Genomic DNA, 16083 nt, shown 5'->3' on the forward strand with positions numbered 1-16083 from the left:
TGTGCGCCCGTCTATCATGCGCAAACGCGTCGGGCCACCCTTGACGGCGACGCGTGTGTCCGTCACCAACGACACCCATGACCCAGCAGCAAACCAACGCCTTTGAATTCACGGTTTCCGAAATCTCCCAGGCCGTCAAACGGACCGTCGAGGACCAGTTCGGCTATGTGAAAGTTCGTGGCGAAATCTCAGGCTTTCGTGGCCAGCATTCGTCGGGCCACTGCTATTTTACCCTTAAGGATGACGCTGCCTCCATTGATGCGGTGGTCTGGAAGGGCTCATATTCGCGTCTCGCTTTCAAGCCCCAGGAAGGGCTTGAAATCGTGGCCACCGGGCGGCTGACCACCTATCCCCGCTCGTCAAAGTACCAGCTGGTCATCGAGCAGATCGAACCGGCGGGTGTGGGCGCGCTGATGGCGCTGCTTGAAGAGCGCCGCAAGAAACTGTTGGCGGAGGGGCTGTTTGCCGCCGAACGCAAGCGCCCATTGCCGTATCTGCCGCGAGTGATCGGGGTTGTCACCTCGCCGACGGGAGCCGTGATCCGCGATATCATCCATAGGCTTGAGGACCGCTTCCCTACTCACGTTATCGTCTGGCCGGTGCGCGTGCAGGGCGAAACGTCGGGCGCTGAAGTGACCGCTGCCATCGACGGGTTCAATGGCTTTGCCCGCGGTGGCCCGATCCCTCGGCCCGATCTTTTGATTGTTGCACGGGGTGGGGGCTCGATTGAAGACCTTTGGGGATTCAACGAGGAAAGCGTCGTGCGGGCGGTGGCCCGCTCGGAAATTCCGGTGATTTCCGCCGTGGGGCACGAGACCGATACGACGCTGATCGACTATGTCGCCGACCGGCGCGCCCCGACACCCACCGGAGCGGCGGAAATGGCGGTGCCGGTGCGCGGTGAACTGATCGCCTATGTGGATGATCTGGGCTCTCGCCAGCGCCAGGGCGCCCGGCGTCTGGCGGCAAACCTCAAGGATCGTTTGCGCGCTGCTGCGGCCGGGCTTCCGCGCGGCACCGATCTGGTATCCATACAGCGCCAGCGCCTCGATATGGCCACGGCGCATCTCGGATCCGGCCTGCGGGAGGCTAATCACATCAAGGCCCGCGACTTCGAGCGGATTGCGGGCCCCCTCACCGTATCCCTGCTGCGCCAGCGGCTCGATGGTGCAGCCAATCGGCTTGAAGCTGCCGCTACCCGCGCCCGCCATGCGCTGCAAACCCGCGCCGGTCGAGCCCGCGTCGCGTATTCTCCGCTTGCGGGACGTCTTCGCCCGGGCCTGCTGACCATGCCGATCGGGCAGGGCAGGCGGCACCTCGACGCGACGGTCAACCGCATGGAGCCAGCGTTTATCCGAGTGGTCGAAACTAGGCGGACGCGGTTTGATGGACTATCCAAGCTTTTGAACTCGGTGAGCTATCATGAGATTCTGGCGCGAGGCTTCGCGCTAGTCACCGATGCTCAAGGCAATCTGGTGCGATCAGCAACCGATGTGAAACCGGGTGACGCTCTTACCGTTGACCTTGCCAACGGATCGATCGCTGCGACCGTTGCCGGCGCGCCGCCGGCTTCAAAGCGTCGATCCCGCACCGATGAGGACCCGGGCAGTCAGGAAAGTCTTTTTTGACCGGCCCTGCGTTCGCCAGTAATGATCGGGCAAAGGAGCGATGCCAATGAACATTCTCGATTCCGGCTTTGCGCCGTCGGAAGCAAAAATCCGGTATCTCGATGCCGATTACGTGGTGATCCAGCCCGGAACCTTCGTGCGATGCGCCATTACCGGCGCACCGATCGCAATTGAGGACCTGAGCTATTGGAGCGTCGACCGGCAGGAGCCTTACGCCAATGCCGAAGCAGCCTTTACGGCGTATCGTCGGGCCATTGGCGAGATTGATTGAGGCTAGGCCGTCAGCGACGGATCAAGAAGCTTGTGCAGATGCACGATGAAATAGCGCATTTCCGCGTTATCGACGGTCATTTGCGCCTTCTGCTTCCACACTTCATAGGCTGACGCATAGTTGGGATAGACCCCGACAATATCGACGTCATCGAGATTGCGGAATTCCACCCCTTCCAACTCGGACAGTTCCCCGCCGATAACGAGGTGGAGGAGCTGGTTTTCCGGGATTTTATTCATGTGATTGACCCTGCCGGTTCGTGACTGTCGGAATTGGTTTCGGGGCAGCCATAGACGACGCGGAGCGCTTTGCACAAGGGGAGCAGCAGGTCTGCATCGGCGGTAGCTGCAAGCGCTGCGTGGCGTGTATCGGGCCGGTTGTAGCGCGGGGTGCCGATACAGGCATCTTCGAGCCGGGCACCCGCCTCTGCAAGGATGATATCGGCTCCGGCGATATCCCAGTCTTGCGCCCCGCGCCTTGCCACAGCAGCGTCGAGTTCTCCCGCTGCCACCTGAACCAGCCGGTAGGCCAGCGATGGATAAGCGGGGCCTTTGGTGTGGGTGACACCATGCGCCGACAATTCATTATGGACGGCAGCGGGCGCGGGAATAAGCGGGCTGGGTCCGGTGCTGGACATGGCCCTGATGGCGACGCCATTGCAGCTGGCACCTGTGCCCAGACCGGCAACATACATTTCATCGCGAGCGGGGGCATAGACCACCCCGGCGATCGGTCGTCCAGCCTCGACCACTGCCAGAGAGATCGTCCAACTGTCCTCACCCCTGATGAACCCGCGCGTTCCATCGATGGGGTCGACCACGAAAATACGCTGGCGGCTGAGGCGCTCGGGCGTGTCGGCCATCTCCTCGCTGAGCCAGCCATACTCTGGGCGTGCGCCCCGCAGGGCGTTGGCCAGAAAGTTGTCAACGGCGATATCGGCTTCGGAAACGGGGGAGGACGCGTTCTTGGTCCAGGTGCGCAAATCGGTGCGGAAAAACCCGAGCGCAATGATCCCGGCGTGAACGGCTGCCGACCTGAGCAGCCTGATATCGTCCTCTATGCCTTGGGGAACAGCGGCGGGCATGCCCACTCCCGATCCGGAGTTCGGAACCAGCCGCCCGTGGGCGGCGATTTAGGCGCCCTTGTTATGCGTTTCATTTCAAAGGCGCAAGCCACGCGGTTAATCGGTCCTTACAGCGGGTGAGATTCCGCTAACCCATTTTGACACAAGGGAAACTTAACCCCGTTTTTTAAGCCGATGAAGAGGCGGGCGCGCTAGATTGGGATCAACAACAGAGGGCACTCAAAAAACAAAGCTCTCGAAAGTTGACAGGAAGGCAGATTATGGTTTTCGGCGTGATCGTCGATGGTTTTCCATCGACCCTTTTGAATGGTCCGGTCTATCCGCGTCACTTGGCTTTCAGCCCGGTCAATGACAACAGGCGCCGCAGCGATGACATGACCGTTACCGTGCGCCGCAAGCTCGACAAAAGCGGTGTCACCGTGAAAATCAAGGTGTTGGTCGCTGAATATACCGGCGTTGCAGTCGCCACGCGCATCGCCGAGGATGGCGGGCTGACCAGTGCCATCGAACTCATCCACCCCGATCCTGAACTCACCTATCAGGTGTATGAGGAGCAAGGGAACGGCAACGTTGTCGCCGAATGGCAGAATTGGGGGCGCAAGCTGCGCCTGCCGCTTTACATTCGGGCCGGGGATGGTTCGCTGGTCGCCTATACCCAGCACATCGATGGCGTGATGGTCGGCAATGCCAATGAGCGGCGGATGCTGGCAACCGATGCCCAGCGGCGCACGCGTTTTGCCCGCCGCCGCAAGCCGGGTGAAAAACTGGCTTGACTCTGCCCGATCAGACCAGCCCTCCGATCACCAGCGCTGCCGTGAGCGCCATCCCCAGCCAATGGTTGGACTTGAACAGCATCAGGCAGCGCTCGCCGTTTTTGCGATCCAGCGTCGCGACCTGCCAGGCGAGCATGGCGAGCGGTATCAGGAACAGGCCGAAAAACACCCAATCTGCCGACACAAGCCATGCCGCAACGCCCCAGAATAGCGCGGCGATGCCGTAAAACAGGGCGACGAATGGGCGGACGTTTTCACCAGCCAGCAGCGCCGTGGATTTGACCCCGATCAGCACGTCGTCTTCGACGTCCTGAAGGGCGTAGATCGTGTCGTAGCCGATGGTCCAGGCAATGCAGCCCACATAGAGAAGCACGGCAGGCAAGGCGAGAGCGGCTGCCTCGCTCGCCCAGCCCATCAGTGCGCCCCAGGAAAAAGCGAACCCCAAAAACAGCTGTGGCCAGAAGGTTACGCGCTTCATGAAGGGGTAGATGGCGACAAGCAGGAGCGACGCGATGCCCAACCAGATGGAATAGCCGTTGAACTGCAGGAGCACCGCCAGCCCGACCAGCGATTGCACCACCAGCCAGACGAGAGCCTGCTTCACAGTGACTTGCCCGGAGGGGATGGGGCGCGAGCGCGTTCTGGCAACCTTGTCGTCGATATCGCGATCAACGATGTCATTGAAGGTGCAGCCTGCGCCCCGCATGGCGATGGCCCCGACCAGAAACAGCGCCAGATGCAGCCAGTTGAAAGGCGTTCCGTGAGTGATGCTCACCAGCCCCAGCGAAAATCCACAGGGCCAGAACAGCAACCAATAGCCGATGGGCCTGTCGAGGCGCGACATGCGCAGGTAAGGCCGCGCCCGGGCGGGAGCATAACGATCTACCCAGTTGCCGCGGGGCGCATCGGCGACGGTCCCCGATATCGTGTCTTTCATGAATGGCCTTTTTTGCCGGAACAATGTCTGCCACAAAGGCTCTAACTTCTGATCCGAGCGAGTCAACCGTCCACCATGCCGCGTACCCACAAGACCTTGCCCCGCCTTTATGTCGAGACAGCGCTACGCACTGGTGTTGAATTGGCGCTCGACAAGGATCAGACCAACCATCTGGTCAATGTGCTGCGCAGGGGGCCGGGCGATCAATGCGTGGTCTTCAATGGCCGGGACGGCGCGTTCCTCGCCGATATCGTGGCGGTTGGTAAAAAGCTCGTTTCGCTCAGTCTGATCGAGCAATCTTCCGCGCAGACAAAGGCCAATGATCTGTGGTTTGGCTTCGCCCCCATCAAACGCCTCGATTATGAAATCCAGAAGGCTACGGAAATGGGAGCGGGGGTGATCCAGCCGGTGATCACCCGCTATGTCCAGAACCCGCGTCTCAATCCGGTCAAGCTCAAGGCCCATGCCATCGAAGCCGCGCAGCAATGCGAAGTGTTGAGCGTTCCCCAGATCGCTCCTGAGATCGCTTTCGAGAAATTGCTCACCACATGGCGCGAGCAGCATGGCGATCGGGTGCTGATCTTTTGCGACGAAGCGGCGGCATCGGCATCCCCTGTCGATACCCTCTCCAAGCTGAGAGGCCAGCGGCTTGGGTTGCTGATTGGCCCAGAGGGCGGGTTTGCCGACGAGGAACGCGAACGGCTGCTGTCGAGCGATTTCGTCGTTCCGATCAGTCTGGGACCGCGTGTCCTGCGGGCCGATACGGCAGCGGTGGCGGCGCTGGCCCTTATTCAGGCGGTGGCGGGGGACTGGTAAGCGCAAGCTAATTTATCGTAAGGTTACGATAAAGAGTATTGATCTCGCCTTCGCGACGAGTATGTTCGCCCACTGGCAGCGATGTGCTGTCCCAAATGTACAGCCGAGGTACCCTATGGCCGAGAAGTCGTCGCCACTGATCGAATCGCGTAGCCAGCTTGTTGAGGCGCTCTCGCGCGGTTCCAAGCCACGGGATCAATGGCGCATTGGGACCGAGCACGAAAAGTTCACTTTCTATCGCGACGGCTTCCGACCCGTTCCCTATGAGGGGGAAAACGGCATCGGAGCGTTGCTGGATAAACTCCGCATCGAAACCGGCTGGGTGCCCAATTACGATGGGCCAAACGTGATCGGCCTCAGCGATCCCAAGGGCGGCGGCGCGATTTCACTGGAGCCAGGCGGGCAGTTCGAACTGTCCGGCGCGCCGCTGAAAACCATTCATCAGACCTGCTCGGAAGCCAATGAGCATCTGGCCCTGCTACGCAAGTTCACCGACCCGATGGAGATCGATTTCCTCGGGATTGGCGCTGCTCCCACCTGGCATCTTGATGAAATTCCCGCGATGCCCAAATCGCGCTACGGCATCATGAAACCCTATATGGAAAAGGTCGGCACCCTCGGCACATCGATGATGTTCCGATCGGCCACCGTGCAGGTGAACCTCGATTTCGCCTCCGAAGCCGACATGGTGAAAAAACTGCGGGTCAGCCTCGCATTGCAGCCGATCGCTACAGCACTTTTCGCCAATTCCCCCTTCCTTGATGGCAAGCCCAACGGCTTTTTGTCGTTCCGCTCGCATATCTGGCTCAACACCGATCCCGACCGAACCGGCATGCTGCCCTTTGCCTTCGAGGATGGCATGGGCTTTGAGCGGTACGTGGACTATGCGCTCGATGTGCCGATGTATTTTGTCATCCGGAACGGCCAATACATCAATTGCGCGGGCGAGAGCTTCCGCGCCTTTCTCGATGGCAAGCTGCCACAGTTGCCCGGCGAAAAGCCCACGGTTCAGGATTGGGAAGATCACATTTCCACCCTCTTCCCTGAAGTGCGCATGAAGCAGTTCCTCGAAATGCGCGGGGCCGACGGGGCACCATGGCAGGGAATTTGCGCCTTGCCCGCGTTCTGGGTGGGGCTGCTCTATGACGATGCCGCGCTCGATGCAGCCTGGGATCTGGTCAAGGATTGGACGGATGAGGAGCGCGAGACGCTACGGCGCTCGGTTCCTACAACCGCACTCAAGACCCCGTTTCGGAATGGGACTGTCTATGACATCGCTAAGCAGGCGGTGGCCATTTCCCGCGCCGGTCTCAAGGCGCGCGGCAACCTCAATTGGGAAGGTGCCGACGAAGCGGTGTTCCTGCGGCCCCTTGATCATACACTCGACGTCGGCAAGACGCCGGCTGAGCGCCTGCTCGACCTCTACTATGGCGAGTGGAACGAGGACATCAACCGCATCTTCACCGATTGTGCAATGGACCGGGCTGCATAGCCCGGTCCATGCCTATTTGGTTTGATTAGAAAATACGCGGGTACCAAACCAGGTGCCCAGGAGTACGAATCCCAGGGCGATGATATAGCCGGTTAGGGTTTCGAGCGTGAAGATGTCGCCGCGATAGACGGCGCGCAAGCCTTCAACCACGTGCTTGATCGGATTGAAGTCCGAAACAATTTGCAGCCACTCGGGCGCAAGGCTCATGGGCAACAGGATGCCGGAAAGCAAAAGGACCGGCAGGGTGAACATGTTGACCAACGGAGCAAAGGCGTTCTCGCTCTTGAGCGATAGGGCCACGCCGTAGGAAATTGCGGAAAACGCTGCGCCAAGCAGGCCGACGAGCACCATTCCGATCACGATAATTTCTGCGGGTACGCGCAAGCCCATCAGTGAGGCGGCGATGACCAGCACTGCGCCCTGGAACATGACCATCAGCGTATCGTGAACCACCCGTCCTCCGATGAGGGCCCAACGGCTGGCAGGTGTGACCAGCATGCGATCGATCACACCCGAGCGCCACTCGGCAATAATCGAAAAGCCGACAAAGGACGCGCCGAAGATGCCAAGCTGTACAAGCAGGCCAGGAACAAAGACGGTCCAGGAATCCCCGGAGGGAAAGCCGGGGGCCAGGGCGACCTTCTGCAGCAAGGGTCCGAATAACGTCAGATAGAGAACCGGTTGGAGTATGGACACGGCAACCCATGTCGGATTGGCCAGCGACAGGCGCAGCTGGCGCGAAAAGACGACGAAGGTTTCATTAAGAATACGCATGGAGATCGATCCTGAGGCGCTCCGTGCATCCGCTGGCGTTCTGGAGCGCAATAAAGCTAAAGACGGGTTCGATTAGGCAGCTTCACGTAGAGAGCGTCCGGTGAGCGTGAGGAACACGTCATCGAGCGTAGGTTTTTTCAATTCAACGCCGACGATTTCGATATCCTGCCTGTCGAGGTCGCGCAAAAGGCGGGGGAGGGCTGGCCCCCCATCGGGCAGATGCACGATCACCCGGCTGCCATCGATGATCGGAGCATCGGCGCCTTCCAGTTGCGCGGCGAGGGTCGCGGCATCGGAAGCCAGCGCTTCATCGGCCACGGTCACGCTCACCATGTCGCCCGACACGCGCTTCTTGAGTTCGGCCTGCGTGCCCTCGGCGACGATCTCGCCATGATCGAGGACCAGTATCCGATCGCACAGCTGGTCGGCTTCATCCATGTAGTGGGTGGTGATGAAAACCGTGGTGCCCATTTCGTCGCGCAGGCGCCGGATGTGATTCCAGAGATTTGCGCGGCTTTGCGGATCGAGGCCTGTCGAAGGCTCGTCGAGAAAGACCAGCAGGGGCTCGTTGATCAGCCCCATGACGATATCGAGTCGCCGCCGTTGTCCGCCCGAAAGCTCATTGCATTTGCGCTCCCAGACACCGTCGAGATCGAGGGCTTTAAGCAGCGACTTCCCGCGTTCGATGGCAGTCTTTTTATCGATCCCGTACAGCCTGGCGTGATCGACGATCTCGTCGCCCGCCAGAGCCGGGCCGAAGGTGCTGCCCGATTGGGAAACGTACCCGATCCGGCGGCGAACACCTTCAGCATCGGTCAGGAGGTCGCAACCAGCCACCTCGCCCGAGCCATCGGTTGGCGCCAGCAGCGTGCACAGCATCTTGAGCGTGGTGGTCTTGCCCGCGCCATTGGGGCCAAGAAAGCCGACGATTTCCCCGCGCTTGACGGTAAAATCGACGCCGCGCACCGCGTTCACCTCGCTTTTGCGGGTCTTGTAGATTCGGCGCAGGCCTTTGACCGCAATCATGGTTTCAGGAAACTCTTTTGCCATTCCGGCCGATCCTGTCTAATATTTTGATTTGTGTGTATCTTGGAAATCAAGATAAATGAGAGCCGACGATATGTCGATAGCAGACGAACTGAAGCACGCGGTCCGTCAGGATCAAGTGGCCAATTCGCGGTTCGAGGACGTGCTCGCCCGGTTTCTGGGCATAAACCGTACCGATTCGCGTTGCATTGATCTGATCGCCCAACATGGACGGCTCACCGCAGGCCAGCTTGCGGACCGTTCTGGGCTGACCAGTGGCGCGGTGACGGTGATGATCGACCGATTGGAGCAGGCGGGCTATGTCGCCCGTCATCGCGATACCGGCGATCGGCGCAAGGTTTGGGTGGAACTGACCGGGCATGCACTTGCGATCGGAAAGAGTATTTATGGCCAGTTCGAGGATATCGGCGACGTGTTGTCATCCGAATTCTCGCCCGATGAGCTGGAAGCGGTCGCGCGCTATCTGTTGATGAGTGCGAAGCTTAATACGGCGCGGGCAAAACTGCTCGAAAAACATGTGCCAGAAGCTGGGATGGGGCGGGAGGGACGCATGTCCGGAGCCAGCGCCTTTGAACGTGACGTCCGAGGGCTGATCACGGAGCTTCAGGCGACGCAAAGCGCTGGAAAAATTTCCGATCCGGAAGCGCTCGGAGACTGAGGCGCGTTACTTGATTGAAAGCGCGCGGCGGGCTCATTCAGCCGCGGTGGGCTCCTGGCTGGATGCGTATTGAACGCCGGGAAGATTGCCCATGCTTTCCAGAATATGACTGGCGAGCGCGTCGTAAATGCCGCCATAGGCGTGCGAAGCGCGGAGAAGGGCAATCTGCGCATCATTGAGGCGCGGTAGATCTTTGTCATGGGAGATGACGCGCATGCCGGGCTGCAACGCGCTTTCCGGCAGGAAGCCAACTGCAAGATCGGACAACACCGCCGAGGCGATGGCCGTCGCGTTGGAGGAAGTGTAAGCAACGCGGAAATCGCGATTGACCCGGTGCAGTGCCTCGCTCGCATTGGCGCGCCACGTGCACAATGCCGGCCCGCACGCCAGCGGCAGGGGGTCGGAATTGAGCGCGCGGCCACCATGGCTGGCGACCCAATACATCTTTTCGGTGCGAAATAATTCCCCGAATTCGTGCATGGTGCCCTGGGTGAAAACGATGATGTCGTAGCGCCCGGCGCGCATGCCCGACAACAGTTCTTCGGACGGCTGGCAGCGGACGTCGACGGTGATGCGCGGATGGGTGCGTTGGAAACTCGACAGGATCACCGGCAGCAGCTTTACCGCATAGTCGTCCGGCACACCGAATCGGATGTTCCCCACGAGGTCTTCGCGGGAGAACATGTCGACGATCTCGGCATTGATCTTGAGCATGCGCCGGGCCCGTGAGTAGAGCGCCTCGCCTTCGGCTGTCAGGGAAACGCGCCGCCCCTCGCGCAGAAGCAGCGACTGACCGAGCCGGTCTTCCAGCCGTTTGATCTGCATGGAGACGGCCGATTGGGTCTTGTTTACCTGCCGCGCGGCCTCGGTGAAACTGCTGCAATCGGCAACGGCACAGAAGGTCTGTAACTGGTCGAGATCGAGGGGGTTTGCCAAGTGTTCAACCCATCACGGATATTGATCCACATGATCAAATCTATTTGCTTGAATTATGCAAGGCAAGCACCTATGTAGCCAATGTAACAGCTAGCCGCCCATAAACTCTACCAAAACGATAGAGCAAGTGGGATGATGGAGTTCACCGATGTCCCTGTTCTCTTTCAAGTCCCGCTTCGGCGCCGGTATGCGCCGCTCGACCCTTCGCTCCATGATGAAGATGGATGCCGCCTTGTTGAGCGATATGGGTCTCACGCGCTACGATATCGCGGAAGCCATGCGCCAGGACGGTGTTGCCGCCGGCCAGCTTCTTGAAGCGCGGCGCAATGCCCGCGCATCGGAATGGCTTCGATAACCCCCTTATCAAAGCCCTGATCGGACGCTCGTCCTGACGTATTTTGCCGATATGTCTGGAGTTTGAGAGAGGCGTCCGACGTGAAGCGGGGTCAGATTGCCTTGGCCTTGTTTCCCAGCCCAGCCGGACCGCTCGCGGTCCGGCTTTTTGTTGCGCAGTGCATGATGCGAGCAGAGCCCATCAAGGGAGGGCGGCAAAACCCTCGGCAAAGCCGTTGAGCGACACCGGGATGCCGATGCCTTCTTCGGGCGTCTTGAAGACGATAAAGATCGCAGTCTCGCCATTTGACAGCTGGCCGAGCAGATCGTCATCCATCACCACTTCTGCCACGCAGCCATTGGGCAGGCAGCGCACGAATGCCACGCGCCCCAGGTCGTCGCCATCGATATTGAGGCCAAGGCCGTTGGGCAGCAGCACGCCGAGCGGCGCGAGGATGCGCAGCAGGCGCGCTTCCTGATCCGCTGTCTTGAGCGCGATCACCGACAGGGCGACATTGGGCTGATCTTCAGCGGTCACATTCTGTATCAGCGCGCATTGTTCTTCGAGAGCGCCGGGCACAAGATCGCAGCTCATCTGCCAATCGCCATGCTGGGATCGGACGGTGCCTTGTGCGGCCAATGGTCCCGTAAGGCAGAGTGAGGCGAGCAGGGCGACGGCGAAAGGGGCGATCTGGCGCATGAAAGTTATGGACTCCTGGCAATCGCTGGGCGAGCGGTAAAGGTTTGATGTGTCGGGCAGGAAAACGCTCCTTGTCAACATAAGCTGGCAAAACTGCGCAAAAATCCGACAAGTGGGGCCTTGATATGGCGGGAATGTCGCAATTTGACGCACAAAATGTGACCCACAGATCAATTGCTTTGGTTGGGCGGATGTGGTTTAGCTGCCGAGGATAAAATCTGCACCCAACCATGAGTCGACGCCAGTGGCATTTGCCATGCGCGCCGGACATGCTAGGGGAGCGCAATAACAAATTACGTTCAGGAGAAGTCCAGGTGACAGGATTTTCTTTCCGTCTGGCCAGAGCCTCACTCCCCGCGCTGATCTTGGCGCTGCTTCCTGCGCTCGCTTCGGCTCAAGAGCTTGGGTATGCGCATCCGGGCCAGATAGGTCTTCAGCGGTCGGTGACCCCGGTCATGGATGCGATGGTTGCCTTTCACGACCACGTGCTGATGTGGGCCATTTCAGCGATTGTGCTGCTGGTTCTGGTTTTGCTCGTGGTGATTGTCCTGCGCTTTAATCAGCGCGCCAATCCGGTGCCCTCGCGGGTGACTCACAATACCATGGTCGAAGTAGTCTGGACCGTGGTGCCGGTGCTCATCCTGTTCGTGATCGCCATTCCGTCCTTCGGCGTTCTGGCCGATCAGGAAACCATCCCCGATGGGGAGCGCACCTATCTCGGGTCGCAGATCTTTGGCGGTGCGGTCGAGGTTCCCGAGCCGGGTCTCACCGTCAAGGCCGTCGGTTACCAGTGGTACTGGGGCTATGAGTATATGGATGACGACTTCGATTTCGTCTCCATCATGCTCAATGATGACCAGCGTGCCGAGCGCAAGCCGACCGAGCCGCGCCTCTTGGCCGTGGACAATGAGATGGTCGTTCCCGTCAACACGACAGTGCGTGTGCTCGTGAGCGCCGCCGACGTGCTGCACGCTTTTGCTGTGCCGTCTTTCGGCATCAAGGTGGACGCGGTTCCCGACCGTAATAACGAGACCTGGTTCTACGCACGTGAAACCGGCATCTATTATGGGCAATGTTCCGAGCTTTGCGGCAAGGACCACGCCTTCATGCCGATTGCCGTCCGTGTCGTCGAGCAGGATCAATACGATGCCTGGCTTGCTGCCGCGAGCGGAGGTGATCTCTCCGGCGCCAATGCCACACTGCTCGCCTCGCTCGAGTAGCGGTAAAGACTTAGAGGGTTTAGAAAATGGCACAAGCTCAAGCAGCTCACACAGACGCCGATAACGGCGCGCCGAGAGGTTGGAAGCGGTGGGTCTATTCGACCAACCATAAAGACATCGGTATGCTGTACCTCTACTCCGCCATCTTTGCGGGTGTCGTGGGTGGTATTCTTTCCGGCTTCATGCGCTGGGAGCTTGCCGAGCCGGGCATTCAGATTTTCCCCGGTCTGGCGCAAATGGTTTACGGTGTGAGTGCTGACGCCTCGATCGACGCCGGTAAGCACATGTTCAACGTGTTCACTACGATGCACGGCCTGATCATGATCTTCTTCATGGTTATGCCCGCGGTGATCGGCGGCTTCGGAAACTATTTCGTTCCGCTCATGATCGGTGCGCCCGACATGGCGTTCCCGCGGATGAACAACATCTCGTTCTGGTTGCTGACGCCGGCTTTCCTGCTGGTGGTGATCTCGCTGTTCGTCGAAGGCCCTCCGGGCGCGATGGGCTCGGGTGGCGGCTGGACGATGTATCCGCCTTTCGCGACCTCCGGTCAGCCTGGCCCGGCCATGGATTTCCTGATCCTGGCAGTTCACCTTGCCGGTGCGTCCTCGATTCTCGGTGCCATCAACTTCATCACCACCATCCTCAACATGCGTGCCCCTGGCATGACCATGTTCAAGATGCCGCTGTTTGCGTGGGCGGTTCTGGTAACGGCGTTCCTGCTGCTGATCTCGCTGCCCGTTCTGGCTGGCGCCATCACCATGCTGCTGACCGACCGTAACTTCGGCACTGCGTTCTTTGATCCGGCCGGCGGTGGTGACCCTGTCCTTTACCAGCATCTGTTCTGGTTCTTCGGGCACCCTGAAGTGTACATCATGATCCTGCCGGGCTTCGGTATCGTCAGCCACATCGTCTCGACCATCTCGCGCAAGCCGATCTTCGGCTATCTGGGCATGGTCCTTGCGATGGTCGCAATCGGTGCTGTCGGGTTCATCGTGTGGGCTCACCACATGTACACCACCGGTATCTCGCTCAACACGCAGCGCTACTTCGTTGCAGCAACCATGGTGATCGCCGTGCCCACGGGCATCAAGGTGTTCTCCTGGATCGCCACGATGTGGGGCGGGTCGATCAGGTTCACGACGCCCATGCTCTGGGCCATCGGCTTTATCTTCCTGTTTACCGTTGGCGGTGTGACGGGTGTGGTTCTGGCCAACGCCGGTGCTGACCGTGCCATGCACGATACCTATTACGTGGTGGCTCACTTCCACTATGTGCTGTCGCTGGGCGCCGTGTATTCGATCTTTGCGGGCTGGTACTACTGGTTCCCCAAGATGTTCGGCATCATGTACAGCGAGTTCCTTGGCAAGCTGCATTTCTGGATCATGTTCGTTGGTGTGAACCTGATCTTCTTCCCGCAGCACTTCCTGGGCCTGGCCGGCATGCCGCGTCGTTACATCGACTATCCGGACAGCTATACCCTGTGGAACCAGGTTTCCTCCTGGGGCTACGTGGTGACGCTGGTGGGGATGCTGGTGTTCTTCTACTCGATCTTTGAAGCGGCTTCTCGCAAGCGTAAGGCAGCCGACAATCCGTGGGGCGAAGGTGCGACCACTCTTGAGTGGACCCTCCCGTCGCCCCCGCCGTACCACCAGTTCAGCACTCTGCCGCGCTTCAAGTAAAAGCGGCCAGAGAGCAGAAGCAAAACCATGTGCAACCCGGGAGACCGGGTTGCACCGTAAATTGAATAGGAGCCTCGATCCTCGCCTTGGCTTATGCAGACGACAGAACCGGTAACTCCCAGCTTGCCCTTGGTGGCAGCGTGGAAGACTATGTGGAGCTCCTCAAGCCCCGTGTGATGCAGCTTGTGGTGTTCACCGCCATCGTAGGCATGCTCGTCGCTCCGGGTAGCATCCATCCGATTCTGGGCATTGTGGCGATCCTGTGTATCGCAGTGGGTGGGGGAGCCTCGGGCGCTCTCAACATGTGGTATGATGCCGATATCGATGCGGTGATGAGCCGTACGATCAATCGTCCCATACCCGCCGGACGCGTTCCCGGAAGCCATGCGCTGGCCATGGGGATCACCCTGTCCGGTTTCTCCGTCGCCATTCTTGGTCTGGCCACAAACTGGGTGGCGGCAGGTCTGCTGGCATTCACGATTTTCTTTTACAGCGTCATCTATACGATGTGGCTGAAGCGCTCGACGCCTCAGAATATCGTTATCGGTGGTGCATCCGGCTCGTTCCCCCCAATGATTGGTTGGGCAGCCGTTACCGGTACGATCTCCATCGATTCGGTTCTCCTGTTTCTCATAATCTTTTTGTGGACGCCGCCGCATTTCTGGGCGCTCGCGTTGTACAAAAAGGGAGATTACGAGGCGGCTGGGGTCCCCATGCTCCCCAATGTGGCGGGTGAGCGGGCGACACTCAATCAGATCGTCATCTATACTCTTCTTCTGGTCGCCTCTTCCATCGGTCCGGTTCTGACGGGTCTTGTCGGTTGGGTTTACGGTGTTCCGGCAGCGTTGCTCGGTCTTGGGTTTACCGTCCTGGCCCTTCGCGTCTGGAGATCCGAGGGAGTCGAGATGAAACGCCGGGCCCGCGGCCTTTTCACCTATTCCCTAGGGTACCTGTTTGTGCTGTTCGTAGTGCTCCTGGCCGATGTCGGCCTTAACAGATGGTTCGGAGTTCTCTAAATGGCCGACGAACGTGAAATGACCGAGGAGCAGAAGGCAGTTTATCTCAAGCGCCGCCGTGCGCGCTCGATAGCTATCGGCGCCGTGCTCGCTCTTCTGGTCGTGATCTTTTACGCCATAACGGTCGCAAAGCTGGGTCCGGACGTCTTGGTTAGGGATATTTGAACCATGACGACGATTGAGCACAATTCTCGTAGCGCAAGCACCAACAAGAAGACCATGCTTTGGCTGGTTGGAGGTGGGCTGGCAATGCTGGGCATGTCCTTTGCTGCCGTGCCGCTTTACGATATGTTTTGCCGGGTGACGGGCTATGGTGGGACCACTCAGGTTGCCGAAGCCAATGGCAAGGGCATCATCGCTCGTGAAATGGGCGTGCGATTCGACGCCAGTGTCGAGCCGGGCATGCCGCTCAAGGTGGTCCCGGCCCGGCTGGAAACCAATCCGATCGGCACGATCAGCACGGTGACCTATCTGGCCACTAACCTGACCGATGAGCCGCTGCGCACCACGGCCAGCTTTAATGTGACACCGGCGCAGACCGGGGTTTACTTCAACAAGATTGAGTGCTTCTGCTTCACCGAGCAGGTCATTCCAGCGAATTCGACGGTCGAAATGCCCGTCACCTACTTTGTCGACCCTGACCTCGACGAAAACTCCGAACTGCGTACAATCCGTCAGATTACGCTGTCTTATACATTTCACGATTCCTAACGGGG

19 protein-coding genes are annotated in these 16083 nt (G+C 59.5%); 12 read left to right on the forward strand and 7 right to left on the reverse strand.

Annotated features, from left to right (window positions below; genetic code table 11):
* Positions 1 to 77 precede the first annotated feature (77 nt).
* On the forward strand, positions 78 to 1628 hold the full coding sequence (gene xseA / locus VNS12_RS14025; protein WP_325488463.1) for an exodeoxyribonuclease VII large subunit: 1551 nt from the start codon (positions 78 to 80) through the stop codon (positions 1626 to 1628).
* Positions 1629 to 1674: 46 nt separating this feature from the next.
* The gene (locus VNS12_RS14030) at positions 1675 to 1899 is read left to right on the forward strand and encodes a DUF2093 domain-containing protein (RefSeq protein ID WP_325488464.1); all 225 of its coding nucleotides are present in this window, start codon (positions 1675 to 1677) and stop codon (positions 1897 to 1899) included.
* Between the two features lie 2 nt (positions 1900 to 1901).
* Here VNS12_RS14030 and VNS12_RS14035 read toward each other — a convergent pair whose 3' ends face one another.
* The gene (locus tag VNS12_RS14035; protein ID WP_325488465.1) at positions 1902 to 2138 is read right to left on the reverse strand and encodes a DUF4170 domain-containing protein; all 237 of its coding nucleotides are present in this window, start codon (positions 2136 to 2138) and stop codon (positions 1902 to 1904) included.
* Positions 2135 to 2983, reverse strand: coding sequence for a 3'(2'),5'-bisphosphate nucleotidase CysQ (locus tag VNS12_RS14040; protein ID WP_325488466.1), 849 nt, complete (start codon positions 2981 to 2983; stop codon positions 2135 to 2137). Before VNS12_RS14040 ends, VNS12_RS14035 begins: the two co-directional genes overlap by 4 nt.
* Before the next feature lie 260 nt (positions 2984 to 3243).
* Here VNS12_RS14040 and VNS12_RS14045 point away from each other — a divergent pair, with 260 nt between their 5' ends.
* Complete coding sequence (locus VNS12_RS14045) at positions 3244 to 3756, forward strand: DUF6101 family protein (protein WP_325488467.1); 513 nt, start codon at positions 3244 to 3246, stop codon at positions 3754 to 3756.
* A 10-nt stretch (positions 3757 to 3766) separates the two neighbouring features.
* Here VNS12_RS14045 and ubiA read toward each other — a convergent pair whose 3' ends face one another.
* On the reverse strand, positions 3767 to 4693 hold the full coding sequence (gene ubiA, locus VNS12_RS14050; protein WP_325488468.1) for a 4-hydroxybenzoate octaprenyltransferase: 927 nt from the start codon (positions 4691 to 4693) through the stop codon (positions 3767 to 3769).
* Between the two features lie 75 nt (positions 4694 to 4768).
* On the opposite strand from ubiA, the gene VNS12_RS14055 reads away from it, so the two are divergent.
* Together VNS12_RS14055 and VNS12_RS14060 are read left to right on the forward strand one after the other, a co-directional pair.
* The gene (locus tag VNS12_RS14055) at positions 4769 to 5509 is read left to right on the forward strand and encodes a 16S rRNA (uracil(1498)-N(3))-methyltransferase (RefSeq protein WP_325488469.1); all 741 of its coding nucleotides are present in this window, start codon (positions 4769 to 4771) and stop codon (positions 5507 to 5509) included.
* A 115-nt stretch (positions 5510 to 5624) separates the two neighbouring features.
* Entirely contained in the window at positions 5625 to 7001 is a 1377-nt protein-coding gene (locus VNS12_RS14060) for a glutamate--cysteine ligase (protein ID WP_325488470.1), read from the forward strand.
* 12 nt (positions 7002 to 7013) lie between these two features.
* On the opposite strand, the gene VNS12_RS14065 is transcribed toward VNS12_RS14060, so the two are convergent.
* Both VNS12_RS14065 and VNS12_RS14070 read right to left on the reverse strand, forming a co-directional pair.
* Positions 7014 to 7775: an ABC transporter permease gene (locus VNS12_RS14065; protein ID WP_325488471.1), complete on the reverse strand. Its 762-nt coding sequence runs from the start codon at positions 7773 to 7775 to the stop codon at positions 7014 to 7016.
* Positions 7776 to 7847: 72 nt separating this feature from the next.
* Positions 7848 to 8825 (reverse strand): ATP-binding cassette domain-containing protein, encoded by a 978-nt coding sequence (locus VNS12_RS14070; RefSeq protein WP_325488472.1) that lies wholly within the window; start codon positions 8823 to 8825, stop codon positions 7848 to 7850.
* Positions 8826 to 8880: 55 nt separating this feature from the next.
* Between VNS12_RS14070 and VNS12_RS14075 the strand changes: the two genes are divergently transcribed.
* Positions 8881 to 9480 (forward strand): MarR family winged helix-turn-helix transcriptional regulator, encoded by a 600-nt coding sequence (locus tag VNS12_RS14075; protein ID WP_325488473.1) that lies wholly within the window; start codon positions 8881 to 8883, stop codon positions 9478 to 9480.
* A gap of 33 nt (positions 9481 to 9513) precedes the next feature.
* On the opposite strand, the gene VNS12_RS14080 is transcribed toward VNS12_RS14075, so the two are convergent.
* The gene (locus VNS12_RS14080) at positions 9514 to 10416 is read right to left on the reverse strand and encodes a LysR family transcriptional regulator (protein ID WP_325488474.1); all 903 of its coding nucleotides are present in this window, start codon (positions 10414 to 10416) and stop codon (positions 9514 to 9516) included.
* Between the two features lie 148 nt (positions 10417 to 10564).
* On the opposite strand from VNS12_RS14080, the gene VNS12_RS14085 reads away from it, so the two are divergent.
* Positions 10565 to 10771 carry a hypothetical protein gene (locus VNS12_RS14085; RefSeq protein WP_325488475.1) on the forward strand — a complete coding sequence of 69 codons (207 nt, stop codon included), beginning with the start codon at positions 10565 to 10567 and terminating at the stop codon, positions 10769 to 10771.
* A gap of 180 nt (positions 10772 to 10951) precedes the next feature.
* On the opposite strand, the gene VNS12_RS14090 is transcribed toward VNS12_RS14085, so the two are convergent.
* On the reverse strand, positions 10952 to 11449 hold the full coding sequence (locus tag VNS12_RS14090) for an invasion associated locus B family protein (protein ID WP_325488476.1): 498 nt from the start codon (positions 11447 to 11449) through the stop codon (positions 10952 to 10954).
* 314 nt (positions 11450 to 11763) lie between these two features.
* Here VNS12_RS14090 and coxB point away from each other — a divergent pair, with 314 nt between their 5' ends.
* The 5 genes from coxB to VNS12_RS14115 all read left to right on the forward strand — a co-directional run bounded on the left by coxB (position 11764) and on the right by VNS12_RS14115 (position 16078).
* Positions 11764 to 12669, forward strand: a complete 906-nt coding sequence (gene coxB / locus VNS12_RS14095) for a cytochrome c oxidase subunit II (protein ID WP_325488477.1) — start codon at positions 11764 to 11766, stop codon at positions 12667 to 12669.
* A 26-nt stretch (positions 12670 to 12695) separates the two neighbouring features.
* Positions 12696 to 14351: a cytochrome c oxidase subunit I gene (gene ctaD / locus VNS12_RS14100; protein ID WP_325488478.1), complete on the forward strand. Its 1656-nt coding sequence runs from the start codon at positions 12696 to 12698 to the stop codon at positions 14349 to 14351.
* An 86-nt stretch (positions 14352 to 14437) separates the two neighbouring features.
* Positions 14438 to 15367 (forward strand): heme o synthase, encoded by a 930-nt coding sequence (locus VNS12_RS14105; RefSeq protein WP_325488479.1) that lies wholly within the window; start codon positions 14438 to 14440, stop codon positions 15365 to 15367.
* The gene (locus VNS12_RS14110; RefSeq protein WP_325488480.1) at positions 15368 to 15532 is read left to right on the forward strand and encodes a hypothetical protein; all 165 of its coding nucleotides are present in this window, start codon (positions 15368 to 15370) and stop codon (positions 15530 to 15532) included.
* 3 nt (positions 15533 to 15535) lie between these two features.
* A complete protein-coding gene (locus VNS12_RS14115; RefSeq protein WP_325488481.1) occupies positions 15536 to 16078 on the forward strand; it encodes a cytochrome c oxidase assembly protein in 543 nt (180 codons plus the stop codon).
* Positions 16079 to 16083 lie beyond the last annotated feature (5 nt).

It is taken from the genome of Pelagibacterium sp., from assembly GCF_035555455.1.
Classification (GTDB): domain Bacteria; phylum Pseudomonadota; class Alphaproteobacteria; order Rhizobiales; family Devosiaceae; genus Pelagibacterium.